Origin of the sequence: Pantoea phyllosphaerae (genome assembly GCF_051025595.1) — a bacterium.
GTDB lineage: Bacteria > Pseudomonadota > Gammaproteobacteria > Enterobacterales > Enterobacteriaceae > Pantoea.
The window spans coordinates 16,969-43,315 of the sequence record NZ_JBPFDE010000009.1 but is presented as its reverse complement, the minus strand read 5'-3'; the positions used below and the strand labels follow the sequence as shown (position 1 = coordinate 43,315).

Genomic DNA, 26,347 nt, shown 5'->3' with positions numbered 1-26,347 from the left:
CTTCCAGCGTGAACTATGATTGATTTTCGTATGGCGTCGTAAAGAGCCGGTTACGCCACCGCCGCATCCCGCCGCGGCGGGCACGCTCTCTCCGCCAGCGACGCGTCAAATACGTTTCCGTCTTACCTTTTGTTGCCTGCATCGCCGGACCTGTGCCGCGCGGTGTGGTTTATCGATCACATTTGATTCAGACGAGGTTATTGAATGGAGTCAGCATCATTTACCAAAAGCTGGGGCGCTGAATATGTCGCCAACGATGCGGTCCGCTTTCGTCTCTGGGCGCCCGGCCAGCATAGCGTGAGCCTGCGCCTTAACGGCAAAGAGACGCAAATGAGCCCGACCGAGGATGGCTGGTTTGAACTGCTCTCGACCGGCGTCGCGCCCGGCAGCGAATATCATTTTGTGCTGCCCGACGGTACGGTGGTGCCCGATCCCGCCTCGCGTGCGCAAAAAGATGAGGTGAACGGCCCCTCGCTGGTGGTGGATCCCAGCCGCTACGCCTGGCAGCATCAGGCGTGGCAAGGCCGCCCCTGGGAAGAGAGCGTGGTCTATGAGCTGCATATCGGCACCTTTACGCCGGAAGGCACCTTCCAGGCGGCGATCGAGAAGCTGCCCTGGCTGGCGGAGCTCGGCATTACCATGATTGAGGTGCTGCCGGTATCGCAGTTCGGCGGCAACCGCGGCTGGGGCTACGACGGCGTGCTGCTCTATGCGCCGCAAGCCGCCTACGGCACGCCTGACGACTTCAAAGCCTTTATCGACGCCGCACACGGCCACGGCCTGTCGGTGGTGCTGGATATTGTGCTGAACCACTTCGGCCCGGAAGGCAACTATCTGCCGCTGCTGGCGCCGGACTTTTTCCATAAAGAGCGCGTGACGCCCTGGGGCGCAGGCATCGCCTACGACGTCGACGCGGCGCGCCGCTATATCGTCGAGGCGCCGCTCTACTGGCTGCAGGAGTACCGCCTTGACGGCCTGCGCTTCGACGCCATCGACCAGATTGAAGATACGTCGGAGAAGCATGCGCTGATCGAGATCGCCGAGCGCATCCGCGCGGAGATTTCCGACCGCCCGATCCATCTCACCACCGAAGACAGCCGCAACGTGGTGTTCCTGCATCCGCGCGATGAACAGGGCAACGCGCCGCTGTTCAGCGGCGAATGGAACGACGACTTCCACAACGCGATTCACGTCTTCGCCACCGGTGAAACCCACGCCTATTACCAGGATTTTACGCCGCACCCGGAAAAATATGTCGCCCGCGTGCTGGCGGAGGGCTTCGCCTATCAGGGCGAAGTGTCACCCCACAGCGGCGAGGCGCGCGGCGTCGACAGCCGCGGCCAGCCGCCTGCGGCGTTCGTCGATTTTATCCAGAACCATGACCAGGTGGGCAACCGCGCGCTGGGCGAAAGGCTGATTAGCCTTATCGGCGCCGATCGCAACAAGGTGCTGCTCGCGACCCTGCTGCTCTCGCCGCATATTCCGCTGCTGTTTATGGGCGAAGAGTATGGCGAAACCAATCCCTTCCTCTTCTTTACCGATTTCCACGGCGATCTGGCCAAAGCGGTGCGCGAAGGCCGCGCGAAGGAGTTCGCCGGTCACGCCGGGCATGAAGGCGAAAGCGTGCCGGATCCCAATGCCGAAGAGACCTTTACCCGCTCGAAGCTCGACTGGCGCAAGCCGCAGAGCGACGAGGGCAAGGCCTGGCTGGCGCTGTCGCGCCGCCTGCTGGCGCTGCGCCAGCAGCATATCGTGCCGCTGCTCGCCACCGCAGGCGGCCACGCCGGACGCGTGGAGCAGAGCGAGGAAGGCTTTATCCAGGTGAGCTGGCGCTTCCCCGCCGGCACGCTGTCGCTGGCGCTGAATATCGGCGAGAAGAGGCAGCCGCTGCCCGATCAGCCCGGCGAAACGATTTTCGCCTGGCCGGAGAATCGCCCTGACCTGCCGCAAAACGCCATCGTCGTGCGCCTGGCCAAAGGAGATGCCCAATGACTATTCCCGCTTCAACTTACCGTATTCAGTTTCGCAACGGCATGACCTTCGACCGCGCGGCGGCGCTGGTGCCCTATATTAAACGGCTCGGCATCACCCATCTCTACGCCTCGCCGATCTTTACCGCCACCAGTGGTTCGACCCACGGCTACGACGTGACCGACGCCAACGCCATCGATCCCGCCATCGGCGGCCGCGCCGGTTTCGATCGGCTGGTGGAGACGCTGAAGCAGGCGGGCCTCGAGCTGATTATCGACATTGTGCCGAACCATATGGCCGCCTCGCTGGAGAACGCCTGGTGGCGCGATGTGATTGAGCATGGCGAGCAGAGCCGCTACGCGCGCTACTTCGATATCGACTGGTCGCGCCGCCTGACGCTGCCCTTCCTGGGCGACAGCTTTGACGCGGCGCTGGAAAACGGCGAAATCGCGATCAAAGCCGATCCTGACAGCGGCAAACCGGCGTTCGCCTATTACGACAGCTTTTATCCCCTCTCGCCGGCGAGCTATCAGGGACGCGAAGCCGAGGTGCTGGCGCTGAGCGATAAGGCGCAGATCGCGGCGCTGCATGACCGCCAGCCCTACCGGCTGATGTCGTGGCGCGACGCGCCGCGCGACCTCTCCTACCGCCGCTTTTTCGAAATCACCGGGCTGGCGGGCGTCCGGGTGGAAGATCCGCAGGTGTTTGACGACAGCCACCGGCTGATTCTGGAGCTGGTGCATTCGGGCGCGGTCAGCGGGCTGCGCGTTGATCACGTCGACGGGCTGGCCGATCCCAAAGGCTATCTTGAGCAGCTGCGCCAGCATGCGGGCGCGGACTGCTACATCACGGTGGAGAAAATCCTCGGCGAAGGCGAACAGCTTCCAGCAGACTGGCCGGTTTCCGGCACCACCGGCTATGAATTTATCGCCTCGCTCTCCGATGCGCTGGTGGATGGCCGCCAGATCGCCGCACTGCGCCAGGCTTACGATCAGACGGTGGGCGAGCCGGTAGATATGCGCGCCCAGCTGCGCGCCGCCAAGCTGCTGATGGCGGATAAAAACTTCGAAGGCGAATTCACCACCCTGCTGAAGCTGGCGGGTGCTATCGCCAGCGCCTCCGGCGTCACGCTGCCGGAGAGCGATCTGCGCGCCGCGCTGCGCGAGCTGCTGGTGGCGTTTCCGGTCTATCGTAGCTACGGCACGCCGGAAGGCATGCCGCCGGAGGGCGCGGCCCTGCTGCAGCGCGTGGCGGAAACGGTGCGCCGCGACGCATCCGGCCTCTCGCCTGCGGCGCTCGACCTGCTGCTGCGCATCATGAACAACGATGTCGACGCCGCCGTCGCGCAGGATGCCGCCACCTTCCGTACCCGCTTTCAGCAGCTGACCGGCCCGCTGATGGCGAAGTCGGTGGAGGATACGCTCTTTTTCCGCCAGCATATGGCGCTGGCGCTTAACGAAGTCGGCGCCGAGCCGCTGCCGCGCGCCTTCTCGCTGGCGCGCTTTCACGATGAGATGCAGATCCGCCGCGAGCGCCAGCCGGACGGCCTGACCGGCACCTCGACGCACGATACCAAGCGCGGCGAAGATGCGCGCGCGCGCCTCTATACCCTGACGGAGTCGCCGCAGCGCTGGGCGCAGCATGTGGCGCGCTGGCGCCAGATGAACCGCAGCGCAGTAGTGGCGCTTGAGGGCGGCCCGGCGCCGGAACCGGCGGTAGAGTGGATGCTTTACCAGGCGCTGGCAGGCGTCTGGCCCGCCTCCGGCGCGGCGAACGCTGACCAGCTGGCGGCTATCGAACCGCGCTTTACCGCCTTTGTTGAAAAAGCGCTGCGCGAGGCCAAACTGCGTACCAACTGGGCGGATGGCGACGAGGCCTACGAAACGGCGGTGCTTGAGTATGCGCGCCGCCTGCTCTCGCCGGATAACAACGAATTCCTCGCCGACTTTAGTCAGGCACTGCTGCCCTTTATCGCGGCTGGCCTGATTAACTCCCTCAGCCAGACGGCGATTAAGCTGACCGCGCCCGGCGTGCCCGATATCTACCAGGGCAGCGAAGCGCTCAACTTCAGCCTGGTCGATCCCGATAATCGTCTGGAGCCCGACTTCGACGCGCTGCAGCGCATGCTGGGCGAACGCGGCGATTTCTCTTCGCCCGAAGGCTGGCAAACCGGTCAGCTTAAACAGCAGACCATCGCCACGCTGCTGCCGCTGCGTCAGCAGTATTACGACCTGTTCCGCCACGGCGACTATCTGCCTCTGGTGGTTAACGGCACCGAAGCCTCACAGGCGATCGCCTTCGCCCGTACCGATGCGCAGCACGCGCTGATCGTTGTGGTGCCGCGCCTGGCTTTCGCCCGTCAGCGCTACAGCGAGGCCACCTCGATTACCCTGAAAGACCCCCTGGCGCTGCGCCGTTACCGCAATGTCTTCACTGGAGAAATGTGTGAGCTCACCGATCGGCTAAGCCTGGAGGCGCTCAACAGCGGTGCGCCGCTGGTGCTGATCGGCATCTGAAGAAAGGAAAAAAGGTCATTCAATGCGGTTGTTGTGGATAACATTTTACTGAATGGAGAGGGATAAATGTCTGAAGCTACAGGGTTTACTATTACGTCGGGTTCGGGCCAGCAGCTGGGCGCCAACTACGACGGCGAAGGGGTGAATTTTGCCATCTTTTCCGCCCACGCCGAGCGTATCGAGCTCTGCCTGTTTGATGAAAGCGGTAAGAATGAGATTGCTCGTCTGGCGCTGCCGGAGTTCACCCACGAGGTGTGGCACGGCTATGTGCCGGGCCTCAAGCCCGGCGCGCTTTACGGCTATCGCGTTTACGGCCCCTACGATCCAGAGAACGGACACCGTTTTAACCCCAATAAACTGCTGATCGACCCCTACGCGCGCGAACTGGCGGGCGACATCGAGTGGAACGAGGCGCACTTCGCCTATGAGCTGCTGCATGAAGATAAGGATCTGACGTTCGACACGCGCGACAGCGCCCCTTTTATGCCTAAGTGCCGGGTTATCGACCCCAACGAGTTCGACTGGCAGGACGATAACCGTCCGAGCATCGCCTGGCCGAACACGGTGATCTATGAGACGCACGTGAAGGGGTTCACCCAGCTGAATCCGGCGCTGCCGGAGGTGCTGCGCGGCACCTATGAGGGCATGGGGCATCAGGCCACGGTCGACTATATCAAAAGCCTGGGCATCACCTCGGTCGAGCTGCTGCCGGTGCACTGGTTCCCGGACGATCAGCATCTGCTGGACCGCGGGCTGAAAAACTTCTGGGGCTACAACTCCATCGGCTTTTTCGCTCCCGCGCCGCGCTACTACGGCCCGCGCGGCATTCAGGGCTTCCGCGACATGGTGCGCGCCTTCCACGACGCGGGCGTCGAGGTGATCCTCGATGTGGTCTATAACCACACGGCGGAGGGCAACGAGCTTGGGCCGACGCTCTCCTTTAAGGGCATCGACAACTTCTCCTACTACCGCACCCTGCCTGGCCAGCATCGCTACTACATCAACGATACCGGCACGGGCAATACGGTGAATACTTCGCATCCGCGCGTGCTGCAGATGGTGATGGATTCGCTGCGCTACTGGGCGGAGTCGATGCATATCGACGGTTTTCGTTTCGACCTCGGCACTATTCTCGGACGCGAGCCGGAGGGCTTCGATCAGCGCGGCGGCTTCTTCGACGCCATTATGCAGGATCCGGTGCTGTCGAAGCTGAAGCTGATCGGCGAACCCTGGGATATCGGCCCCGGCGGCTATCAGGTTGGCGGCTTCCCGCCGGGCTGGGCGGAGTGGAACGATAAATATCGCGACACGGTGCGCGAATACTGGAAAGGCGATAACGTCTCGACCGACTTCGCCGCCCGCCTGCTCGGCTCTGGCGATCTCTACGATCAGCGCGGCCGCCGCCCCTGGGCGAGCGTCAACTTTATCACCGCCCACGACGGCTTCACGCTGAACGACCTGGTCTCCTACAACGAAAAGCACAACGACGAGAACGGCGAGGATAACAACGACGGCCACAACGACAACCGCTCCTGTAACTACGGCGCGGAAGGCGCGACCGAGGATGAAGGCATTAACGCGGTGCGCGAACGTCAGAAACGCAACTTCCTCGCCACCCTCTTCTTCTCCCACGGGACGCCGATGCTGCTGGCGGGCGACGAGTTTGGTCGCAGCCAGCTGGGCAACAACAACGGCTACTGCCAGGACAGCGAGATCTCCTGGGTGCACTGGGAGAACCTCCCCGCCAGCGCGGAGGCGCTGCGCGAGTTTACGCGCCACGTTATCCGCCTGCGCGCCGAGCAGCCGCTGCTGCGCCGCGAAAACTGGCGCGACGGCATGGAGATCCAGTGGTTCAACGCCGGTGGCGGCTTCCAGCAGGCGGAACAGTGGGAAGAAGGCTCGACACTGGGCGTCTATATCGGCCGTCCTGATCTGCAAACCGAGGAGGGCATCTGGCACGACGTGCTGATGCTGATCAACCCGTTTGAGGGCACGGTGCCGTTCCGCATTCCGCAGTTTGGCGAAGGCGGCTGGGTACTGGAACTGACCACCTCCGACAACGACAATAAGGGGCTGGTGATCACCAAAGAGAAGGATTTTGAGCTGGAGGGGCGCAGTCTGGCGCTGTTCCGTCGACCCTAAACCGCAACGCTAGCTAGAGAGGCGCAGCGCCCCGTTTTGGGCCGCTGCGCTTTTTTATTATGTGCGGCATCAGAAGCAGACCTCCTTTTCGTGATATCGATCACAAATCAGCACTAACGGTTAAATTGTACAACTATATTTAAAATTGTACATATTTAGTTAAATTTTCTTTAGCTGATATAGAATTAGCCGTCGCTTTTTTTTGCACGGTTATTTCCGGCAGCGAGAAAAGCAAATAGTCATCTCAAATGTCACATTGCCAAATCGCCATTCTCCTTACATAGTTAAAGTGCATTGAGACTCTTTTAATTATTATTATTTTATACAGAGAGGAATTGATATGACTCAGCGACGTGGTGGAGCAGGTAATTTTGCTGAAAACCCCGACAGAGCGCGGGAAGCGGGTAAAAAAGGCGGGCAGATGAGCAGCGGTAACTTTAAATATAACCGCGAGCGCGCGGTCGAGGCAGGACGCGTTGGCGGCAAGCTCAGCCGCCGCTCCGCCGCGGATAAAAGCGCCAGTTAAAAATAAAATTTCGCCGGGAAGAGGCTTCCCGGCTTTTATTTACTTTATCCTTTTCACCGCATCCTTTTATTCTGCACACCCCATCCCTTTAAATAACACCAGACTCACTATGTAGATAATTAACCGCGTTCAGTGCGACAGCCGCCGTTATTTTGCTGCACGCGTTTCGGCAATAGGTATCGGCTGCCGTAGCCGCTCGGCTGAGACGCCAGTACCCGGCGCAGTACCTGCACATAATCCATGACCAGGCCCGGCGTCCAGGTCATGCCCTCCGCCCGGCTGCGGATCAAACTCAGCAGCCAGAAGTCGGGATCGAGCAGCGCCGCGTAGCCCTTCATGCCGCGCAGCCCCAGCAGTCCCTCTGTGGCGACGTCCAGCGCCTGCATCACGCTGGTGGAGCAGTTGCGCGACGTCAGGTTATAGCGGCAATCCTGACCGTGACGCGCCCAGTAGTTGAGCAGCGCCTGCTGGTTGTAATGCGGCAGCGAAAGGCGCTTGTCGGGCAGACACCACTCTTTGATCTCCCGTTCAAGGGAGCGCTGGTGAAAGCCAGCAACATCATTCTCTTCACGCGCGTGCAGCATTTGCAGCACGCCGCTCAGGGTGCCGGTCATATCCTCGACCGGATAGAGGCTGACGTAGAGGGCGTCGCCCATCGCCAGCGAGGTATGGCCGGTGGAAACCTGTCCGCGATGATCGATAGCCGCAACCCAGCGGTCAAACCAGGGGCGCCGTCCGGCAACGCTGCCCGAGCCCAGCGGCGTCCAGATATAGATGGTGAGCGGTTCGCTGGCGGGCGCGGCGTCGCAGGGAACGTGACGATAATCGAGCCCGTGCGGTTTACGCACGCCCTTTCGGGTAAAGAGCGGCAGCGCCGCTACGCTGGTTTCCGGCGGCAGCGCACGAATTTGCCAGGCCATCTGCAGCAGCGAGAGCGCCCAGCCCAGCAGCACCAGAGCGAATCCCATCGGGATCAGCACGCGATGGGGCAGCGGCCAGTCGGTGACGATCATCAGGCTGAGCAGCCATTCGCCGCCGCCGATCGCCAGCTTGCTGTGCCAGCGGCGACAGCGCATCAGCGTGCAGGCGATGATGCGAAAGCCGCCATCCAGTAAAAAGGCGAGCGCAAACAGCCAGGCGACGCAGCTGCCCTTCTCGTGCGGCGCGGCCAGCAGCGCCGCGCCGAGCAGTATCAGCGTCAGCGCTTTGCTCTGCGCCGCCCAGCCGCTGTCGAACCCGGTTCGCGCGCGCCAGGCCTGTATCACACCTTCGGAGAGGAGGAAAATGCTCAGCAAACAGAGCGGCACAGCCAGCGTGCCGTGGTACAGGCTCTCCAGCACGATACCCGCGCTGGCGGCAAGGCAGAGCGTGCCGGCCAGCAGCAGACCTGGCCAGCTGGCGCGCAGCATCGGCCCGCCCATTAATAAAAAAAGCAATCGCAGCAAAGAGAGTCGCTCCCGTCGAAACAATCAACGTCTGGTTTGCCGGACAACATGCGCGACGGCACCGGGCATTCCTTCTCCCCTGGGCAGGATCCTGACCTGGCGTTAGCAGTGCGTGCAGCCTACGGACTAAAGATTAGTTTTCGCTTAATTTTGTCGCGCCGTGTCGCAACTCGTTTTTGTGCGACAGAAAAAAGGCCTGAGGCGGCATTGCGCGTCAGGCCTGGAGGTTGACGTTTTGTCGCTTAGTTGCCGCGATAGGTGGAGTAGCCGTAAGGGCTAAGCAGTAGCGGGATGTGGTAGTGCTGGCTGGCGTTCTCGATCGTGAAAATCACCGGGATCTCCGGGAAGAAGGTTTTTTGCTTCACGCTGGCATAGTAGTCGCCGGTTTTAAATACCACTTTATAGGTGCCCTGCTCCGCCTGTTTGCCCGCCGGATAGAGCGCGCTGATGCGGCCGTTGGCGTCGGTGACGCCGCTAGCAAGCCTGACCCAGTCGCCGTTGCGGTTTTGATCCAGCTCGACCGTGACGCCAGCGGTAGGAATGCCAGTTTGTAAATTCAGCACGTGAACGCTGATCGGGTTTTTCATCGCGGCAGGTTCCGCCGCCGTGGCGGAGAAAGCGAAAGCCGCCAGCGCGGCGGCACCAAACATTGAGAGAGATTTCATAAGTCGTCCTTTTTTATGTTGAGGACCACAGGTTAAGCCAGCATGCAGCGCGACCTCTCCTTTTTCGTTGCATATCTGAAATTTCCGAGACGTGCAGCGCGGGATATTTCCCTTCTGGTGTGGTTAATAAAAATGATTATTTAGCCTGCTTTTTTCCCTGCCCCGTCTTTTTCTGACCTGTTTGATTCTGGACGCCCGCAGCGGTGCGACGTTTTTATTTTTTCCTGCCGCGCGCGGTTATGATAATTTGGTAGCAAATATTCTCCTAAGTTAAGCGATGACCTTATCCCGTATCCCCGCCGCGCCCGCCAGAGAGCGTGGCAGACCAAGAACTTTCGATATCGATATCGCCCTGGATAACGCCATGATCGTCTTCCGGCAGAAAGGCTTCCACGCCTCGTCGATCGCCGATCTCAGCGAAGCCATGAATCTGACGGCGGGCAGTATCTACAAGGCTTTCAAAGACAAACGCAGCCTGTTCCTGCGCGTGTTCGAACGCTATATCAGCGTGCGCGGCGCCGACCTGCGCGCGCGCCTGCAGCACTATCCTACCGGCAGGGCGCGCATCGCCGAAATGCTGCAGTTTTATCTCGACTCCGCCCGTGAAATCGAGGGGCGGCGCGGCTGCCTGGTGGTCGGCAGCACCGTCGAGCTGCAGAGCCTGGACGAAGAGCTTTCCGAGCTGGTGCGCCAGGCGGTGCTGCGCAACCGTAATTTTCTTATCGCACTGATTCGCGAAGGCCAGGAGGACGGCTCGGTTTCTGCCGCGCTGGATGCGGAGACGGCAGCAGGCCTGTTATTGTGCGTGGCGTTCGGCATGCGCGTAGTGGGGAAAGTTCAGGATGTGACTAATGGAGCAGAAACGATTAATATGCTGCTTGGCATTCTGGATTAACCTGCTTGCCCTATTAGGAAATATTTATTTCCTAAATGCAGGGTAGCAGCGCGTTTTTCTCAGACGATCGTTCTGTTTGTGCTTTATTCCGGTTAAATAGTTAAAGAGATAATGCGTTCAAAATTACCCATTCGTCATCGCTTTTCAGGAGACAGAGTGAACCACAATGAAACTGCTGATAATCAGGACGTTTACGCTCTGCTTGGCCGGGTGGTGGCGCAGCTCCTGCAGCCTGGCGAAGCCCTTCCCATCCAGGAAATTATTGGCGCGCTCTATCGCGCTGGCGCACGCGCAGAAGATCCAGAAATCAAGGCCGCCTGCGAGCGCGCAATTCGGCTGCTGGCCAGTAAATTAAACTGACACCAGGCTGTTATCTGCTTACCAGTCTGACCAAAATTTTTCCTAACCCGTTGTTAATACTGGCAGCATAGTGAAGTTCAAAAAATAAACGTCGGCCTGCACAGGTAATCCTGTACAACCCCGTAAAAATTGTATAACTTTAGGCCTGACTTAACTGATTATCTTTTAATCATACGGACTTTAAGGGTTGTTTATGCGTCAGACTGGAGACAGGCCAACCACAGGCAGTGATATCGCCCACTACTTCAAGAAGGCGACGCTGCCATGCGAGCAGGAAACCCTGGGGCGGATCGTGGTCGAGATCCTGCGCGCGGGTAAACAGCTCAACAGGAAGACGCTCTGCACCAAACTGCTGGCCCGTCTTGAGGTTGCATGCAGCCCGGAAGAAGAGCAACATTATCAGAAACTTATAGGCTTATTGTTTAAGCGTTAATTATAATTTGCAGGCTGACCATTGCGTTCATCCCCTGCCCGCAGCATGATTCACAGTGGAACGTGTCAGGGAGAGCATTTTGACGGATACAGGCCGCAGGCGAGAGCTCGCATAGCCGGTTTTGCGTCTGACCACTCTCTCCCGTCAACGGGCAAACACTGTAACAAGAGATGCGGGTATGCACAGAAGTAAGATTGAAAAACTCACCGATTACCTGATTGGCGAAGCCGTCGCCGCGCTGCTTGAGCAAAATGCCTCGATTTCGGGCGCCTCGCTGGCGAATCGCCTGAAAGCCATGGCACTGACGGAGCACGACAGCGAAAGAAAACAGGCGCTGGCGCTGGCGCTGGCGGAGATACGCCAGGAGTTTCCTTCGGCGCGCGCCGTCAGTGAACCGCCGCGCGGCTATCCGGAACCGCTTTCGTCCAGCGCAAAGAAACACTGAGGCTTCAGGCCGATCGCTTATCTGACGATCGGCAAATCTGAAAAGCGGGTGGTATAGGCTGGTGACAGCATATCGCGCTTCATCGCCCAGCTCTTTTCAATGCCCTGCCCGGCAAACCAGAGTGTTCCCCTGCCCGCCTGATTGATTTTATCTACCACCTGCATCAGCGCTTCGCTATTGGCTCGCGGCCCACAGGCGTCAAACAGATGCAGCTGCGCCACGTTCTGGCTGAAAAAATCGCCCAGCATGACGCCCGCCTTCATGTAGCGGTAGCCGTCCAGCCAGATGCGATCCAGCGCCTCTGTGGCGATGCGGACGATATCACGCGTATCGTTGGAAGGGGTCAGCAGCTGCCCCATCGCCTGATTGCCATAATAGGCTTCATTGGCCGCGTGCGGGCTGGTTTTCAGAAACACGGCGATCTGCCGACAGTACTGATTCTCCTGCCGCAGCTTTTCCGCCGCCCGCTCGGCATACTGACAAACCGCCTGCCGCACCGCGCTGTAATCGGTGAGGCGCGTGCCAAACGAGCGCGAGCAGACGATTTGCTGTTTCGTCGGCACCATCTCTTCCAGATCCAGGCAGGCTTCGCCGCGCAGTTCGCGCACCGTGCGCTCCAGCACCACGTTAAAGTGCTTGCGGATGACCCAGGTAGAGCTGTCTGCCAGCTGCAGCGCGTGCTCAATGCCCATCTGATGCAGCTTTTTAGCGATACGCGCGCCGACGCCCCACACCTCTTCTACCGGCACCAGCGCCATCAGCTTACGCTGCCGCTCGGCGTGTGACAGGTCGACCACACCTTGCGTACCGCGATATTTTTTCGCGGCGAAGTTGGCCAGCTTCGCCAGCGTCTTGGTAGGCGCAATCCCGACCCCTACCTGCAAATGCAGTTCCTGCTTCACGCGCGCCTGCACGGCGCGCCCAAACGCCTCAAGCGGCTGGCAAAAGCTGACGCCGCTCAGGTCCAGGAAGGCCTCATCGATACTGTACATTTCTACCGCTGGCGCCATCTCCTCCAGCGTGGTCATAACCCGCAGGCTCATATCGGCATAGAGCGCGTAGTTAGAGCTAAAAACCTGCACCCTGTGCTGGCGCAGCGTTTCTTTCAGCTTAAAAAAAGGGGCGCCCATCTTAATGCCGAGCGCCTTAGCCTCTGCGCTGCGGGCGATCACGCAGCCGTCGTTATTGGAGAGCACCACCACGGGCACGCCGCGTAAGTCGGGACGAAAGACGGTTTCACAACTGGCGTAGAAGCTGTTTACGTCCACCAGCGCGTACATATTAGTGCGTCGATTTAATAACGTAGGTCACGACGCCAAACACCTGAAGTCCTTCGGGCGCGTTAATGGGGATCGGGCTGTGTTTGCTGTTGGCTGGCATCAGCAGCAGAGAAGGATGGATGCGAAGCTGTTTAATAGTAAATTCGCCATCAACGGCGGCGACGATAATATCGCCATGCTTCGCCGTAAGAGAGGAGTCGACGACAATCATATCCCCCTCGCCTATGCCTGCGTCGATCATCGAATCGCCGCTGACGCGGAGAAAATAGGTTGCGCTAGGGTGCTGCACCATCAGGTCATTCAGGTCGATGCGTTTTTCGATGTAATCCTGCGCGGGCGACGGAAAACCGCAGGGCACACGCTCAATGTAAAGCGGCAAAGAGAGCAGGTCGCGGACTTCCGCGGGGCGATATAACTTCATGAGAAAGGCTCCTTCTTCTGAATACTGTATATAAATACAGTAATATCAAACTCATGATTTAATCAAGGCGCGGCGGTGGTAAAAATGGTAAACCCACTGACGCTGAAGGGATTATTTTTTGTAAGGCCGGGCGCTTCATCGGTGCCATGAGCAAAATATCGCCTTAATTCAAACTGATATGATGATAATATGAGCACTGAAACCTGAATAAAACGGGCTTTCGCCGGGCTTGTGTTTTCATCATCTCACCCCTTTTCAGAGTGTCATCTGCTTTACCTGGCAGTGACGGCCGCGAGGCGCCCCCTCCCCTTTTCCGCATCGCTTTTGATGCTCTGATGGTTAAATGTTTACTCGACCGTCCAAAACGGATTCTGGCTTTTTTACCCTGAAGAGGGGCAGTCGCTCTTTGTAAGAGATATAAATCAGCGCATCGTTTTTTTAAAAACGATTAAAACGCTATATTAATAGCAGCTAAATAACAGCATGCGCGTGAAAGGTAGGTCTCTAACCGTTAGAGATGAAGGTATTTATTTATTTTAAATCAGTGGCGGCGTTTATTAACTATGTTATGCTTAAAATGAATTCTGAGCCCAAGCCTCCACCAGAGATATTGCTCTACGAGTCCGTTTCATATCCAATATGACTCCCCCCTGCACTGCAGGGGAATTTTTTATTTCGCTTTATTAAATATCACTATCCTTCTTCCCTCTCTGTTTCCCCTGGCTATGCGCGGCGTGACCGGTGCAGGCGCGTCTCTACAGAAAAGAGTGGCCTGTCCAGAGCAGCTTAGTTACCGTGCTGCCAGATATAAGTTGCAGACCATTCTTAGTAATCGTTTTCAGATATAAAAAACCACTACAATTCAATCACTCCCTTTTATCAGCAACCTAATCATTAGAAATCTAAATTTATAATATGGCCCGTCGGAAAGGCAATTATCGCTGACGTTGACTATGTTTAAGCGGCTCGGTAATGAAATCCACAATGCTTACTGAGCGGCTGTTACTCCAACCCCTTGCCCCCTTTTGGGGGCTTTTTTTTTGGCCGAAGCGCCCCTGGCGCGATGGGGCCGCCGCTGCTGCGCAGTATCCCGAAAGGGGCCCTGATAAGCCGATACAGGGCCCGTCATCCCGCATGCAGGCGCTGTGCGACAGCGGCAAAAAACCAGTAACAGCAAAGGCCTACAGCCTGTACTGCTGACGGACCTTTCGCGGCCTGCTCAACAGATCGACGGACCCTCAACGTATGTCAGCCATACTCAAGCAAGCGAAACGCAAATGAGTCTGGCACGAACGCTTTAGCGTGCTGCCTGCCGCGCCGGAACAGAGGCCGCTACCCGCTGACGGCGCAGAGAGACAGCACTGCTCATTTCGACGCAGGCGCTGCCGGCGTCGCTACTCCTGCTGCTGCAGCGCCTCCCTCATCATCTGTTCATTGCTGAGGCGTTTGCGCACAAGGCTGTTATATTTCGTCAGCCACACGGAATATTGATCAACCTTTTTTTGCGCGTCCGCTTCATTTTCAGCGTAGCAGAGGAAAATGCGGCTTTTAGTATTGCTGTGTTCATCAACGGCGTACACTTCAAAATCCACGCCATATTTACTGTATATAATGGCGGTAAAAGAGATTTTCTCCCAGGATTCAATTTTATTTTCAAACTGCTTATAGTTCACGTTATTCACCTGACAATAATTAATGCTCGCGCCCGGCCAATAGCCGGGCACGAGCATTATAACGTCAGCAGAAAAGCATAATTGTTTAAAAAAGTCATTTCACATTTAACCCTTCATAAAATATGCGTGACTTTGCTTTAAATCAAATCAAGCGACACTATTAAAGCGAGCGACCTTTTCGCCGCTGCATCGTGACAGACACAGCGCCCTCTTTACCGCTTCGTTTTTACCGTTTCGCTTTAGACGATCACGACATATTATTTGTCGAGTCAAAAGGTGAAGGCGGCAATAAACGGCTGCCGACTATTTCAAAATCCATTTGGCGAAAATAGGTGGCCGTTATCGGAATGGCGCTTTGCGGCCGATACCAGCCGAACTGAGATAAGTAGTACCAGACCTGTAGCGGTTCGTTTCCCGATTTAACCCAGTAGAAACCTTCTTTCATAAGTGACTCGCTCAGCGAATGCTGTTTTAAAGACACTCATGCATGTCTAATCGTGAGCGGCGCCTGAATTTAGCGCCGCAGCGGGTTTTCCTGCGCTCATGACAACGTACCCAGAACTTAAAGCATAGCACTCTTTAAGCTGAATGACCGATTAATAAAACAAGGAGACCATTTCCTGCCGCGAACCTGCCGTTTATTCTGTTAATTGGTGGCGCTTAATCAACGCATTTATCTCGCCTTTTCAGCAGATATCATTAATGCGCCGCCTGGTTAACTTTGCCTGATAAAAAACCTCGCCAGATAGCGAGGTTTTTACCTATCGTCACGCCGGGTAATAATTAATCTTTACTCTGTAGCAGGAAGCGGTAAATAAGCCCGCCGATACAGCCACCGGCAATCGGCACCAGCCAGAACAGCCAGAGCTGCTGCAGCGCCCAGGTTCCCTGAAAAAGCGCAACCGCCGTACTGCGCGCCGGGTTGACCGACGTATTGGTGACCGGAATGCTGATCAGATGAATTAGCGTCAGCGCCAGACCAATGGCGACGGGTGCAAAGCCCGCTGGCGCTTTTTTGTCAGTGGCACCGTGAATAACGATCAGGAAGAATGCGGTCAGCACCAGTTCGACTATAACGGCTGACTGCAGGGAATAGCCGCCAGGCGAATGCTCACCGAAGCCATTAGAAGCGAAGCCGCTGGCGGTCGCGTCGAAGCCTGCTTTGCCGCTGGCGATAAGATAAAGGACGCCAGCCGCCGCAATACCGCCAATAACCTGTGCAATGATATAGGGCACGACGCCTTTCGCGCTAAAACGGCCGCCCGCCCACAGGCCCAGCGTGACCGCAGGATTAAAATGGCCGCCGGAGATATGGCCGACCGCATAGGCCATGGTCAATACCGTCAGACCAAATGCGAGCGCCACGCCGAGAAAGCCGATACCTAATTGCGGCCAGGCAGCGGCGAGCACTGCGCTTCCGCAGCCGCCGAATACCAGCCAGAACGTGCCGAAAAATTCAGCCGCAGTTTTTTTTAACATCATCTCCCCCTGGTTTTTTGCAACGTTGCAGCGGGCGTAAATGGCCTGCCCGCCAGTATGAAAAAAAGATAAATAGCTACTGGCTTGAACGTTTAAATAACGCCTGCCGATTTTCACGCTCTACTACTTTCTCGTGAGGCTGAAAACTGGCAAAAAAAATACCCTGAATAAACAGGGTAAGTTTTAACAAGCCAAGAATACAAAGATTACATTTTAAGAGGTTGTTTGAGCCGGGTCACTTAACAACACACGCGCTAATAATATTCCTCTCTGCGCTTTACTTTATGATCCCGGTCAATTTTAACCGCCCCGGCTTTTCGTCATTATTCTCAAATGGGAAGATTGGTTGCGGACACGTAATTAATCAGGCTTTACGTAGCAAAAAAGTGTATTAACGCTGGCAAGAGAGCGGGCTATTCCACAATTAACCGCCCATGCAAAGGCTGCAGCGGCCGGTTATTACTCGACTTCAGCGCCTGGCGGAAAGCGTCCAGCTGTGCCTGCGACAGCGTAACGGGCTGTTTCATGACCAGCCAGCGCAGCCCTTCACTACACGGCGGCGTCGTCAGGGAGCCGCTAAAGCGATAATAGTGCAGGTCGTCAGGAAAGAGCGGACGGAGATCGACCCGCCGGTCGACGGTCACGGTGTGATGGCGCTGCGCCGGGATCACAGCCAGAAGCGGATTAAGCGCCGGGTTCGCTTTCCCGACCTCAAACATGACGGCCACTACCGCCAGCTCGCCTGCCGCATTGCTGTGGACAAAATGCGCCTCCAGCGGAAAACTGCGCCCCTCTATCTGGTTCTCGCTAGGGGTATGGAAGTGATACTGCTTCAGCTGAAAGATTTCGCCGTCGAGCCTGAAATCATCTTCATCCTCCACGCTGACCTGTATGGTATGGCCATTATTCACCAGGGTTTCGGCAGAGGTGTGGAACTCCAGCCCCAGCGGCGGCAGCTGGCCGTCAATGGCGTTTTTAATATCGATCGGCGACTGGAACTGCCCCTGGTGACAGGTCTGATAATCCGCCGCCAGCTCGCCCCAGTGCGCCGGTCCCGCTTTGCCCTCGTAGCTCCAGTGCGGTGCCGATGCGCAGGCGGTGCCGATAGCGCTCAGCGCCATTAACAGCGCCGCCAGTCCGGTTTTTTTCATCGTTTATCTCCCTTCATTGTTGAACATCATTGTCGCCCAGCGATGTTATTCTCGTCCGGTTTGCCGCAACAAGGCGCTTGTGTGCGCTGGCGCGCTAAAGGAAGTCCAGAATGACGATAACGCGGCGGCACACTAATTAGCCTATAAAAGGCTCACGTCAGTGAGCCTGGCTCTGTCAAAACGGAGGGTTAATTGAGGCGCGCTGCGTCAGCCTGCGCCTGGGCTAATTCGCTCTTTGCTGATTCTACCTTTAGTTTTTTCTCTGCGACCTTGTGCGTCTTTTTAGAAATTTTATCCAGGCGTCCGTCTGCTTTCGCCTCTTCCAGCTCCTGCTGCGCTTCCTGCAGCTCAAGCTCCGCCTTTTTCACCTTTCGCTGCTGCTTGCTGACATCCTGATTCGCTCGCTGCGCCTGACGATCCTCGGTGCAATACGTTTTTACCTTCTCCCGTGCGATATTAAGCCGGGAGAGTTCTGCGCTGTTGTTATATTTCTTAGCCTGCTCAATTTTACTATTCAGCGCGGAAAGTTGATCGCTGCAGGAATCGGTAGACGCAAAAGCAAATAGCGGCGCGGCCGCGAGAAATAATACAACCATTTTCTTTTTCATATATAAGTTAACTCCTTGTTAAAAACACATATATGGATTTATCCGGCGCCACTATAACCTGGATTTGACGGTAAAAATCAAAGCCTGCTTTAAATAAAAAGAGAGGAAAAAATAGAAAAACAGATGAATTACTGGCTGACGCTATTTATTCCGCGGGACACAGGCAATTGTATATGGTTTTTACAGAGCAGCGGACGCGAGAAAAAGACACGATAAGTTAAAAAAAGGAAAAGGCATCAGGGAAAAGCGCGGTGAAGAACAACTCCGATCGCCGCAGGGGCGATCGGAGAGAGGTCTGTTACATATTTTCGATGATCGCGTCACCAAACTCTGAACATTTCAGCAGTTTAGCGCCTTCCATCAGACGTTCGAAGTCGTAGGTCACGGTTTTGTTAGCGATCGCGCCTTCCACACCTTTAACAATCAGGTCGGCCGCTTCGAACCACTGCAGGTGACGCAGCATCATCTCTGCAGAAAGAATAACGGAACCTGGGTTCACTTTATCCTGACCAGCATATTTCGGCGCGGTGCCGTGGGTCGCTTCGAACAGCGCGCATTCGTCGCCGATGTTCGCGCCCGGTGCGATACCGATGCCGCCAACCTGCGCCGCCAGGGCGTCGGAGATGTAGTCGCCGTTCAGGTTCATACAGGCGATAACGTCATACTCCGCCGGACGCAGCAGGATCTGCTGCAGGAACGCATCGGCAATCACATCTTTCACGATGATATCTTTACCGGTGTTCGGGTTCTTAATCTTCATCCACGGGCCGCCGTCCACCAGCTCAGCGCCGAACTCTTCTTTCGCCAGCTGGTAGCCCCAGTCTTTGAACGCGCCTTCGGTGAACTTCATGATGTTGCCTTTGTGCACCAGCGTCAGCGAGTCGCGGTCATTCGTGATCGCATACTCAATCGCTGCGCGCACCAGACGTTTGGTGCCCTCTTCCGAACACGGCTTCACGCCGATGCCGCAATCCTGCGGGAAGCGTATTTTCTTCACGCCCATCTCGTCGCGCAGGAACTTGATCACTTTGTCCGCTTCGGCAGAACCGGCTTTCCACTCGATACCGGCGTAGATATCTTCTGAGTTCTCACGGAAGATCACCATGTCGGTATCTTCAGGACGTTTAACCGGGCTCGGCGTGCCTTTGTAGTAGCGAACCGGACGCAGGCAAACGTAGAGGTCGAGCTCCTGACGCAGCGCCACGTTCAGAGAACGGATGCCGCCGCCAACTGGCGTCGTCAGCGGGCCTTTGATGGCGACGCGATACTCTTTGATCAGGTCGAGGGTTTCCTGCGGCAGCCAGACGTCCTGGCCGTAGAGCTCTACCGATTTCTCGCCGGTGTAGATCTCCATCCAGGAGATTTTGCGCTCGCCGTTGTAGGCTTTTTTCACCGCAGCGTCGACGACCTTCAGCATCACCGGAGAAACGTCAACGCCGATGCCGTCGCCTTCAATGTAAGGAATGATCGGGTTATTCGGCACATTGAGTTTGCCCTGATCCAGGGTGATTTTCTGACCTTCCGCCGGAACAACTACTTTGCTTTCCATTAACCTCTCCTGGGCGTTTTGTTAATAAATTGTAAGATGTGGGGTCATGATACTTGAATATTTACGCCGCGCCAATCGTCACTGTTTCGCGTTATAATGCGCCGATTGTCACCGACTGCAAAGCTCATGCGAAAAAGTTCTCAGCAAATTCACCAGCATAAACGCCCTGACCGCGCGCCACGCGGCGCTCAGCGCAAACCATCGCGCGCGCGCGGACCGCGACGCGTCATATTATTTAACAAACCATTCGATGTTCTGCCACAGTTTAGCGATGAGGCTGGCCGCCAGACGCTGAAGGATTTTATCCCGGTCGCCGACGTCTATGCTGCCGGTCGTCTCGACCGCGACAGCGAAGGCCTGATGGTGCTGACCAACGACGGCGCGCTGCAGGCGGCGCTGACCCAGCCCGGCAAGCGCACCGGCAAAATTTACTACGTTCAGGTCGAAGGCGAGCCGCAGGAGGCGGATCTTGCGGCGCTGCGCAGTGGCGTTAATCTGAAAGATGGCCCTACGCTGCCTGCGGGCGTCGAAAAGGTCGACGCGCCGGCCTGGCTGTGGTCGCGCCAGCCGCCAATCCGCGAACGTAAAGCGATCCCTACCTGCTGGCTAAAGGTGACGCTCTACGAGGGCCGCAACCGCCAGGTGCGCCGTATGACGGCGCATATCGGCTTTCCAACGCTGCGCCTGATCCGCTATGCGCTGGGTGACTATCGGCTCGACGACTTAGCGCCGGGCGCGTGGCGCGACATAACCGATTCGGCCTAAGCATTGCTGCCCTTTTCGATAACGTCAGGTTAACAATCCCGGAGGATCGATGTTTAAACCTCATGTCACCGTCGCCTGTATCGTGCAGGCCGAAGGCGAACTGTTAGTGGTGGAGGAGCGGGTAAAGGGCCGCGCCACCTGGAATCAGCCCGCCGGTCATCTCGAAGCGGACGAAACGCTGCTGGAGGCGGCGCGGCGCGAGCTGCGCGAAGAGACCGGCCTTGAGTGCACGCTCGACTATTTTCTCGGCGTCCAGCAGTGGATCGCGCCGGACAATACGCCTTTCGTGCGTTTTCTGTTTGGCGTCGACCTGCCGGAAAAGCGCGCGACCGCGCCGCAGGACAGCGACATTGACCGCTGCTGGTGGCTGACGCCTGAGCAGATTATCGCCGCAGATAACCTGCGTTCGCCGCTGGTCGCCGAAAGCGTGAGGCTGTGGCAACAGGGCGCGCGCTATCCGCTGCATCTGATTGCGCCGTTCCAGTGGCCGTTTCGCGAGGGTGCGCGCCACGCCGACGCGTGATAGAATATGCCGCCTGTTTTTTTATCGTAATCAAGAGTGCGTCATGTCTGACAACAGCCAGAAAAAAGTGATCGTCGGTATGTCCGGCGGCGTCGATTCTTCCGTTTCCGCCTGGCTCCTGCAGCAGCAGGGCTATCAGGTAGAAGGCCTGTTCATGAAGAACTGGGAGGAAGACGACGGCGAGGAGTATTGCACTGCCGCGGACGATCTGGCGGACGCGCAGGCGGTGTGCGACAAACTCGGCATCAAGCTGCATAAAATCAACTTTGCCGCAGAATACTGGGACAACGTCTTCGAACACTTCCTTGAAGAGTACAAAGCGGGCCGCACGCCCAATCCCGACATTCTCTGCAACAAAGAGATCAAATTCAAAGCCTTCCTGGAGTTCGCGGCGGACGATCTTGGCGCGGACTACATCGCCACCGGCCACTACGTGCGCCGGGCGGACGTCGACGGCAAAAGCCAGCTGCTGCGCGGCCTCGACGGTAATAAAGATCAGAGCTACTTCCTCTATACGCTGAGCCACCAGCAGATCGCCCAGAGCCTGTTCCCGGTCGGCGAGCTGGAGAAGCCGGAGGTGCGCCGCATCGCCGAGCAGCTCGACCTCATCACCGCAAAGAAAAAAGATTCCACCGGCATCTGCTTTATCGGCGAACGCAAGTTCCGCGACTTCCTCGGCCGCTATCTGCCGGCGCAGCCGGGCGCGATTGAAACCGTAGACGGCCAGGTGGTCGGCGAGCATCAGGGGCTGATGTATCACACCCTGGGCCAGCGCAAAGGGCTGGGCATTGGCGGGCTGAAAGAGAGCAATGACGATCCCTGGTATGTGGTGGACAAAGATGTGGCGCGCAACCGCCTGATCGTGGCGCAGGGCGCCGATCATCCGCGCCTGATGTCGGTGGGCCTTATCGCCCAGCAGCTGCACTGGGTCGATCGCCAGCCGATCGCCGCCCCGCTGCGCTGCACGGTGAAGACCCGCTATCGCCAGACGGATATTCCCTGCGAAATCGTGCCGCGCGGCGACGATCGCATCGAGGTGCGCTTCGACGCGCCGGTCGCCGCGGTAACGCCCGGCCAGTCCGCCGTGTTCTATCTCGGCGACCTGTGCCTCGGCGGCGGCATTATCGAAGAGCGCCTGCCGCTGAGCGCAGACTAAGTCGGCACGGCTGACGCGTAGACAGGAGTAACCGTGGCTAAAAATTATTACGACATTACGCTGGCGCTGGCGGGCATCTGCCAGTCGGCGCATCTGGTTCAGCAGCTGGCGCATCAGGGCCAGTGCCAGCCGGACGCGCTTAACGTTTCGCTACGCAGCGTGATTGATCTCAATCCCGGTTCGACGCTGGCGGTGTTCGGCAATGACGAAGCTAACCTGCGCCTCGGGCTGGAAACGCTGATGGCGGTGCTCAACAGCAGCAGCCGTCAGGGCATGGGCGCGGAGCTGACGCGCTATACGCTGAGCATGATGGTGCTGGAGCGCAAGCTGAGCGGCAACAAAAGCGCGCTTGATACCCTGGCGCAGCGCATCAGCCAGCTCGATCGCCAGCTGGCGCACTATGAACTCGGCTCGGAAACCATCACCAGCGCCATGGCGGCCATCTATGTCGACGTCGTCAGCCCGCTTGGCCCGCGCATTCAGGTCACCGGCTCGCCCGCCGTGCTGCAGAATCCGCTGCTGCAGAGCAAAGTGCGCGCCACGCTGCTGGCGGGCATTCGCGCGGCCGTGCTGTGGCAGCAGGTCGGCGGTGGCCGCTTCCAGCTGATGCTCTCGCGCCAGCGTTTGCTGCGCGAGGCGAAAACCATTTTATCCCGGCTCTCCCCGGCTTATTAAGTCGATGAGGCCCATACTGTTAACGATTCAGGAGTTGCACTGATGGAATTATCCTCTCTGACCGCCGTCTCACCCGTCGATGGTCGTTACGGCGATAAAGTCAGCCCGCTGCGCGCTATTTTCAGCGAATACGGTTTGCTGAAGTTCCGCGTTGAGGTTGAAGTACGCTGGTTACAAAAACTGGCGTCCACCGCAGAGATCAAGGAAGTTCCTGCATTTGACGCTGACGCAAACGCTTTCCTCGATGCAATCGTCGCCAGTTTCAGCGAAGAAGACGCGGCGCGTATTAAAACCATTGAGCGCACCACCAACCACGACGTAAAAGCGGTCGAATATTTTCTCAAAGAGAAAGTTGAAAGCGTGCCGGCGCTGCACGCGGTGTCGGAATTCATTCACTTCGCCTGCACCTCCGAGGATATCAACAACCTGTCGCACGCGCTGATGCTGGAAAGCGCGCGCCGCGACGTGATCCTGCCCTACTGGCAGCAGATCATTGAGGCGGTTAAGCGTCTGGCGCACGAATACCGCGATATTCCCCTGCTGTCGCGTACCCACGGCCAGCCAGCCACGCCCTCTACCATGGGCAAAGAGATGGCAAACGTCGCCTACCGCATGGAGCGCCAGCTGCGCCAGCTGGGCAAAATCGAGATTCTGGGCAAGATCAACGGCGCGGTGGGCAACTACAACGCCCATATCGCCGCCTATCCAGAAGTCGACTGGCACCAGCTGAGCGAGCAGTTCGTCACCTCGCTGGGCATTACCTGGAATCCCTACACCACCCAGATCGAGCCGCACGACTATATTGCCGAGCTGTTTGACTGCATGGCGCGCTTCAACACCATTCTGATCGACTTCGATCGCGATATCTGGGGCTACGTCGCGCTCAACCACTTCAAACAGAAAACCATCGCGGGCGAAATCGGTTCCTCTACCATGCCGCACAAGGTCAACCCAATCGATTTCGAAAACTCCGAGGGCAATCTGGGCCTGGCAAACGCGGTAATGCAGCACCTGGCGAGCAAGCTGCCCGTTTCGCGCTGGCAGCGCGACCTCACCGACTCGACGGTGCTGCGCAACCTCGGCGTCGGCGTCGGCTATGCGCTGATCGCCTATCAGGCGACGCTGAAAGGCATTTCCAAGCTGGAAGTGAATCGCGAACGTCTGCTGGACGAGCTGGATCACAACTGGGAAGTGCTGGCGGAGCCGATCCAGACCGTGATGCGCCGCTACGGCATCGAGAAGCCGTACGAGAAGCTGAAAGAGCTGACGCGCGGCAAGCGCGTTGACGCGGCGGGCATGCAGACCTTTATCGACAGCCTCGCGCTGCCGGAAGAGGAGAAAACGCGCCTGAAGCAGATGACGCCAGCTAACTATCTCGGCCGCGCCGTGCAGATGGTTGACGATCTGAAATAAGCGCAGACGCAGGCGGGTCGGACCCGCCTGCGTTAAGCTGTTGTTTAAATGTTTTTGCGTATACTTTATCTTTACTTAACTGCTCTGAGAGTAAGGAAAAGCCATGCGTGTTTTGGTTGTGGAAGATAATGCTCTGCTGCGCCATCATCTTGCCGTTCAGCTGCGAGAAATGGGCCATCAGGTAGACGCCGCAGAGGACGCAAAGGAAGCCGACTATTTTTTACAGGAGCATCTGCCCGATATCGCGCTGGTCGATCTTGGCCTGCCGGATGAAGACGGCATGTCGCTGATCCGCCGCTGGCGCGGGCAGTCGGTGCGTCAGCCGATTCTGGTGCTTACCGCGCGCGAAGGCTGGCAGGCCAAAGTTGAAGCGCTGGAAGCGGGTGCCGACGACTACGTCACCAAACCTTTCCATATCGAAGAAGTGGCCGCGCGCCTGCAGGCGCTGATGCGTCGCAACAGCGGACACGCCTCGCAAATCATCGATATGGCGCCCTTTCAGGTCGATCTCTCGCGCCGCGAGCTGACCATCCACGACCAGCCGGTGAAGCTGACCGCCTTTGAGTACACCATCGTTGAAACGCTGATCCGCAACGCGGGCAAAGTGGTGAGCAAAGACTCCCTGATGCTGCAGCTCTATCCCGACGCCGAACTGCGCGAAAGCCATACCATCGACGTGCTGATGGGCCGCCTGCGTAAAAAAATCCAGGCGCTGCATGCAGATGAGGTGATCACTACCGTACGCGGTCAGGGATACCGCTTCGATCTCTGATGAGCTGGTTTCAACGCTACCGTCCCCTGTCGCTGCGCGCCCGCTTTTTGCTGGCCTGTTCCGCTATCGTGCTGTTTCTTTCGCTCTCCTACGGCATGGTGGCGGTAATCGGCTACGTGGTTAGCTTCGATAAGAACACCTATCGCGTGATGCGCGGCGAAAGCAATCTCTTCTTTACGCTGGCGCAGTGGCAAAATAACCGCCTGACCATCGCGCAGCCGGAGCGCATGACGTTTAACTTTCCGACGCTGGTATTCATCTACGATGAACAGGGCAAGCTGCTGTGGCAGCAGCGCGACGTGCCGGAAATCCGCGCCAAAATCCAGCGCGAGTGGCTGCTGAAGCCCGACTTCTACGAAATCGACACCAGCAACCGCACCAGCGCCATGGCGATTGGCAACGATCAGTCGGCGCAGCAGCGGCTGCACGCCATCGATAACGACAGTAACGACACCTTTACCCACTCCGTCGCGGTCAATCGCTATGACGCCACCACTAACCTGCCTGCGCTGACCATTGTGGTGGTCGACTCGATACCGCAGGAGCTGCAGCATTCGGACGTGGTCTGGTCCTGGTTCAGCTACGTACTGGCCGCCAACCTGATTCTGGTGATCCCGCTGCTGTGGCTGGCGGCGCACTGGAGCCTGCGCCCGATCGGCCATCTCGCCACGCAGATACGCGAGCTGGAAACCAGCCAGCGTGAGAATCTCGACGATGCGCCGCCGCAGGAGCTGCGCAGTCTGGTGCGCAACCTCAATTTGCTGCTGAGCAACGAGCGCCAGCGCTATACGCGCTACCGCACTACCCTTTCCGACCTGACCCACAGCCTGAAAACGCCGCTGGCGGTGCTGCAGAGCACGCTGCGCTCGCTGCGCAACGGCAAAGATCTCACCATCGAGCAGGCCGAGCCGGTGATGCTGGAGCAGATCAGCCGTATTTCGCAGCAGATCGGCTACTATCTGCATCGCGCCAGCATGCAGGCGGATCACAACCCGCTGCTGCGCGACCTGCATCCGGTGTCGGCGCTGCTCGACAGCCTCTGTTCGGCGCTCAATAAAGTTTATCAGCACAAAGGCGTGGAGATTACGCTGGACGTTTCGCCGGAGGTGACCTTTATCGGCGATAAAAATGACTTTATGGAGGTGCTGGGCAATGTGCTGGACAACGCCTGCAAATATTGCCTGGAGTTTATCGAGGTGAGCGCGCGGCAGACCGATCAGGCGCTGCATCTGTTTATCGACGACGACGGCCCCGGCATTCCCGAAAGCAAGCGCGATCTCGTCTTCGTGCGCGGCCAGCGCGCCGATACGCTGCGGCCCGGCCAGGGGCTGGGCCTGGCGGTAGCGCTCGATATTCTGGAGCAGTATGAGGGCCAGATTATCGCCACCTCCAGCCCGCTGGGCGGCGCGCGCATGGAGGTGATTTTTCGCCGACAGGAAGTCGAACATCGCCGCGAGTAGAAAGGCGCGCAGGCTGTTATACTT

Annotated in this window: 25 protein-coding genes; 15 read left to right on the top strand and 10 right to left on the bottom strand. The window is 57.7% G+C overall.

Going from position 1 to position 26,347, the window contains the following annotated elements; translation table 11 throughout:
• Positions 1–204 precede the first annotated feature (204 nt).
• From treZ to ACR6A7_RS13290, 4 genes are all read left to right on the top strand, one after another.
• Complete coding sequence (gene treZ / locus ACR6A7_RS13305) at positions 205–1,992, top strand: malto-oligosyltrehalose trehalohydrolase (protein ID WP_434125355.1); 1,788 nt, start codon at positions 205–207, stop codon at positions 1,990–1,992.
• Complete coding sequence (gene treY, locus ACR6A7_RS13300; RefSeq protein ID WP_434125353.1) at positions 1,989–4,487, top strand: malto-oligosyltrehalose synthase; 2,499 nt, start codon at positions 1,989–1,991, stop codon at positions 4,485–4,487. Before treZ ends, treY begins: the two co-directional genes overlap by 4 nt.
• Before the next feature lie 66 nt (positions 4,488–4,553).
• Complete coding sequence (gene glgX / locus ACR6A7_RS13295) at positions 4,554–6,629, top strand: glycogen debranching protein GlgX (RefSeq protein ID WP_434125352.1); 2,076 nt, start codon at positions 4,554–4,556, stop codon at positions 6,627–6,629.
• A 340-nt stretch (positions 6,630–6,969) separates the two neighbouring features.
• Entirely contained in the window at positions 6,970–7,155 is a 186-nt protein-coding gene (locus ACR6A7_RS13290; RefSeq protein WP_033747833.1) for a con-10 family general stress protein, read from the top strand.
• A gap of 119 nt (positions 7,156–7,274) precedes the next feature.
• On the opposite strand, the gene ACR6A7_RS13285 is transcribed toward ACR6A7_RS13290, so the two are convergent.
• Positions 7,275–8,600: a DUF4105 domain-containing protein gene (locus ACR6A7_RS13285; protein WP_434125351.1), complete on the bottom strand. Its 1,326-nt coding sequence runs from the start codon at positions 8,598–8,600 to the stop codon at positions 7,275–7,277.
• Between the two features lie 242 nt (positions 8,601–8,842).
• Positions 8,843–9,265: a hydroxyisourate hydrolase gene (gene uraH, locus ACR6A7_RS13280; RefSeq protein ID WP_434125350.1), complete on the bottom strand. Its 423-nt coding sequence runs from the start codon at positions 9,263–9,265 to the stop codon at positions 8,843–8,845.
• Positions 9,266–9,542: 277 nt separating this feature from the next.
• Between uraH and ACR6A7_RS13275 the strand changes: the two genes are divergently transcribed.
• The 4 genes from ACR6A7_RS13275 (at position 9,543) to ACR6A7_RS13260 (ending at position 11,398) form a co-directional block, all read left to right on the top strand.
• On the top strand, positions 9,543–10,160 hold the full coding sequence (locus tag ACR6A7_RS13275; protein WP_434125349.1) for a TetR/AcrR family transcriptional regulator: 618 nt from the start codon (positions 9,543–9,545) through the stop codon (positions 10,158–10,160).
• Positions 10,161–10,316: 156 nt separating this feature from the next.
• Complete coding sequence (locus ACR6A7_RS13270; protein ID WP_434125348.1) at positions 10,317–10,520, top strand: hypothetical protein; 204 nt, start codon at positions 10,317–10,319, stop codon at positions 10,518–10,520.
• 193 nt (positions 10,521–10,713) lie between these two features.
• Positions 10,714–10,953, top strand: coding sequence for a regulatory protein YcgZ (ycgZ, locus tag ACR6A7_RS13265; RefSeq protein WP_434125347.1), 240 nt, complete (start codon positions 10,714–10,716; stop codon positions 10,951–10,953).
• A gap of 178 nt (positions 10,954–11,131) precedes the next feature.
• A complete protein-coding gene (locus ACR6A7_RS13260; protein ID WP_434125346.1) occupies positions 11,132–11,398 on the top strand; it encodes a hypothetical protein in 267 nt (88 codons plus the stop codon).
• Positions 11,399–11,415: 17 nt separating this feature from the next.
• On the opposite strand, the gene umuC is transcribed toward ACR6A7_RS13260, so the two are convergent.
• The 8 genes from umuC to icd form a co-directional block, all read right to left on the bottom strand.
• Positions 11,416–12,678 (bottom strand): translesion error-prone DNA polymerase V subunit UmuC, encoded by a 1,263-nt coding sequence (gene umuC / locus ACR6A7_RS13255; RefSeq protein WP_434125345.1) that lies wholly within the window; start codon positions 12,676–12,678, stop codon positions 11,416–11,418.
• Between the two features lies 1 nt (position 12,679).
• The gene (gene umuD, locus ACR6A7_RS13250) at positions 12,680–13,099 is read right to left on the bottom strand and encodes a translesion error-prone DNA polymerase V autoproteolytic subunit (RefSeq protein ID WP_434125343.1); all 420 of its coding nucleotides are present in this window, start codon (positions 13,097–13,099) and stop codon (positions 12,680–12,682) included.
• A 1,394-nt stretch (positions 13,100–14,493) separates the two neighbouring features.
• A complete protein-coding gene (locus tag ACR6A7_RS13245; protein WP_434125341.1) occupies positions 14,494–14,829 on the bottom strand; it encodes a hypothetical protein in 336 nt (111 codons plus the stop codon).
• Positions 14,830–15,019: 190 nt separating this feature from the next.
• Positions 15,020–15,217, bottom strand: a complete 198-nt coding sequence (locus ACR6A7_RS13240; RefSeq protein ID WP_434125340.1) for a hypothetical protein — start codon at positions 15,215–15,217, stop codon at positions 15,020–15,022.
• A gap of 338 nt (positions 15,218–15,555) precedes the next feature.
• Positions 15,556–16,251 (bottom strand): aquaporin Z, encoded by a 696-nt coding sequence (aqpZ, locus tag ACR6A7_RS13235; protein ID WP_434125338.1) that lies wholly within the window; start codon positions 16,249–16,251, stop codon positions 15,556–15,558.
• A 413-nt stretch (positions 16,252–16,664) separates the two neighbouring features.
• The gene (locus ACR6A7_RS13230) at positions 16,665–17,402 is read right to left on the bottom strand and encodes a carbonic anhydrase (RefSeq protein ID WP_434125336.1); all 738 of its coding nucleotides are present in this window, start codon (positions 17,400–17,402) and stop codon (positions 16,665–16,667) included.
• Positions 17,403–17,590: 188 nt separating this feature from the next.
• Entirely contained in the window at positions 17,591–18,010 is a 420-nt protein-coding gene (locus ACR6A7_RS13225) for a DUF1090 family protein (protein ID WP_434125334.1), read from the bottom strand.
• Between the two features lie 298 nt (positions 18,011–18,308).
• Positions 18,309–19,559 (bottom strand): NADP-dependent isocitrate dehydrogenase, encoded by a 1,251-nt coding sequence (gene icd, locus ACR6A7_RS13220; protein WP_033789611.1) that lies wholly within the window; start codon positions 19,557–19,559, stop codon positions 18,309–18,311.
• A 96-nt stretch (positions 19,560–19,655) separates the two neighbouring features.
• On the opposite strand from icd, the gene rluE reads away from it, so the two are divergent.
• From rluE to phoQ, 7 genes are all read left to right on the top strand, one after another.
• Positions 19,656–20,324, top strand: a complete 669-nt coding sequence (rluE, locus tag ACR6A7_RS13215; RefSeq protein ID WP_434125333.1) for a 23S rRNA pseudouridine(2457) synthase RluE — start codon at positions 19,656–19,658, stop codon at positions 20,322–20,324.
• A 49-nt stretch (positions 20,325–20,373) separates the two neighbouring features.
• Positions 20,374–20,847 carry an NUDIX domain-containing protein gene (locus ACR6A7_RS13210; protein WP_434125332.1) on the top strand — a complete coding sequence of 158 codons (474 nt, stop codon included), beginning with the start codon at positions 20,374–20,376 and terminating at the stop codon, positions 20,845–20,847.
• A gap of 43 nt (positions 20,848–20,890) precedes the next feature.
• The gene (mnmA, locus tag ACR6A7_RS13205; RefSeq protein ID WP_434125331.1) at positions 20,891–22,003 is read left to right on the top strand and encodes a tRNA 2-thiouridine(34) synthase MnmA; all 1,113 of its coding nucleotides are present in this window, start codon (positions 20,891–20,893) and stop codon (positions 22,001–22,003) included.
• 33 nt (positions 22,004–22,036) lie between these two features.
• Complete coding sequence (hflD, locus tag ACR6A7_RS13200; RefSeq protein ID WP_434125330.1) at positions 22,037–22,678, top strand: high frequency lysogenization protein HflD; 642 nt, start codon at positions 22,037–22,039, stop codon at positions 22,676–22,678.
• A 42-nt stretch (positions 22,679–22,720) separates the two neighbouring features.
• Positions 22,721–24,091 (top strand): adenylosuccinate lyase, encoded by a 1,371-nt coding sequence (gene purB / locus ACR6A7_RS13195; protein ID WP_434125328.1) that lies wholly within the window; start codon positions 22,721–22,723, stop codon positions 24,089–24,091.
• Positions 24,092–24,194: 103 nt separating this feature from the next.
• Positions 24,195–24,863: a two-component system response regulator PhoP gene (phoP, locus tag ACR6A7_RS13190; protein ID WP_033747880.1), complete on the top strand. Its 669-nt coding sequence runs from the start codon at positions 24,195–24,197 to the stop codon at positions 24,861–24,863.
• A complete protein-coding gene (gene phoQ / locus ACR6A7_RS13185) occupies positions 24,863–26,323 on the top strand; it encodes a two-component system sensor histidine kinase PhoQ (RefSeq protein ID WP_434125327.1) in 1,461 nt (486 codons plus the stop codon). The genes phoP and phoQ overlap by 1 nt, the downstream gene beginning before the upstream one ends.
• Positions 26,324–26,347 lie beyond the last annotated feature (24 nt).

Coding starts and splice junctions, on each gene's coding strand:
- treZ (WP_434125355.1), top strand. CDS start 205: ATGGAGTCAGCATCATTTACCAAAAGCTGGGGCGCTGAATATGTCGCC.
- treY (WP_434125353.1), top strand. CDS start 1,989: ATGACTATTCCCGCTTCAACTTACCGTATTCAGTTTCGCAACGGCATG.
- glgX (WP_434125352.1), top strand. CDS start 4,554: ATGTCTGAAGCTACAGGGTTTACTATTACGTCGGGTTCGGGCCAGCAG.
- ACR6A7_RS13290 (WP_033747833.1), top strand. CDS start 6,970: ATGACTCAGCGACGTGGTGGAGCAGGTAATTTTGCTGAAAACCCCGAC.
- uraH (WP_434125350.1), bottom strand. CDS start 9,265: ATGAAATCTCTCTCAATGTTTGGTGCCGCCGCGCTGGCGGCTTTCGCT.
- ACR6A7_RS13275 (WP_434125349.1), top strand. CDS start 9,543: ATGACCTTATCCCGTATCCCCGCCGCGCCCGCCAGAGAGCGTGGCAGA.
- ycgZ (WP_434125347.1), top strand. CDS start 10,714: ATGCGTCAGACTGGAGACAGGCCAACCACAGGCAGTGATATCGCCCAC.
- ACR6A7_RS13260 (WP_434125346.1), top strand. CDS start 11,132: ATGCACAGAAGTAAGATTGAAAAACTCACCGATTACCTGATTGGCGAA.
- umuC (WP_434125345.1), bottom strand. CDS start 12,678: ATGTACGCGCTGGTGGACGTAAACAGCTTCTACGCCAGTTGTGAAACC.
- umuD (WP_434125343.1), bottom strand. CDS start 13,099: ATGAAGTTATATCGCCCCGCGGAAGTCCGCGACCTGCTCTCTTTGCCG.
- ACR6A7_RS13245 (WP_434125341.1), bottom strand. CDS start 14,829: ATGCTCGTGCCCGGCTATTGGCCGGGCGCGAGCATTAATTATTGTCAG.
- ACR6A7_RS13240 (WP_434125340.1), bottom strand. CDS start 15,217: ATGAAAGAAGGTTTCTACTGGGTTAAATCGGGAAACGAACCGCTACAG.
- aqpZ (WP_434125338.1), bottom strand. CDS start 16,251: ATGTTAAAAAAAACTGCGGCTGAATTTTTCGGCACGTTCTGGCTGGTA.
- ACR6A7_RS13230 (WP_434125336.1), bottom strand. CDS start 17,402: ATGAAAAAAACCGGACTGGCGGCGCTGTTAATGGCGCTGAGCGCTATC.
- ACR6A7_RS13225 (WP_434125334.1), bottom strand. CDS start 18,010: ATGAAAAAGAAAATGGTTGTATTATTTCTCGCGGCCGCGCCGCTATTT.
- icd (WP_033789611.1), bottom strand. CDS start 19,559: ATGGAAAGCAAAGTAGTTGTTCCGGCGGAAGGTCAGAAAATCACCCTG.
- rluE (WP_434125333.1), top strand. CDS start 19,656: ATGCGCCGATTGTCACCGACTGCAAAGCTCATGCGAAAAAGTTCTCAG.
- ACR6A7_RS13210 (WP_434125332.1), top strand. CDS start 20,374: ATGTTTAAACCTCATGTCACCGTCGCCTGTATCGTGCAGGCCGAAGGC.
- mnmA (WP_434125331.1), top strand. CDS start 20,891: ATGTCTGACAACAGCCAGAAAAAAGTGATCGTCGGTATGTCCGGCGGC.
- purB (WP_434125328.1), top strand. CDS start 22,721: ATGGAATTATCCTCTCTGACCGCCGTCTCACCCGTCGATGGTCGTTAC.
- phoP (WP_033747880.1), top strand. CDS start 24,195: ATGCGTGTTTTGGTTGTGGAAGATAATGCTCTGCTGCGCCATCATCTT.
- phoQ (WP_434125327.1), top strand. CDS start 24,863: ATGAGCTGGTTTCAACGCTACCGTCCCCTGTCGCTGCGCGCCCGCTTT.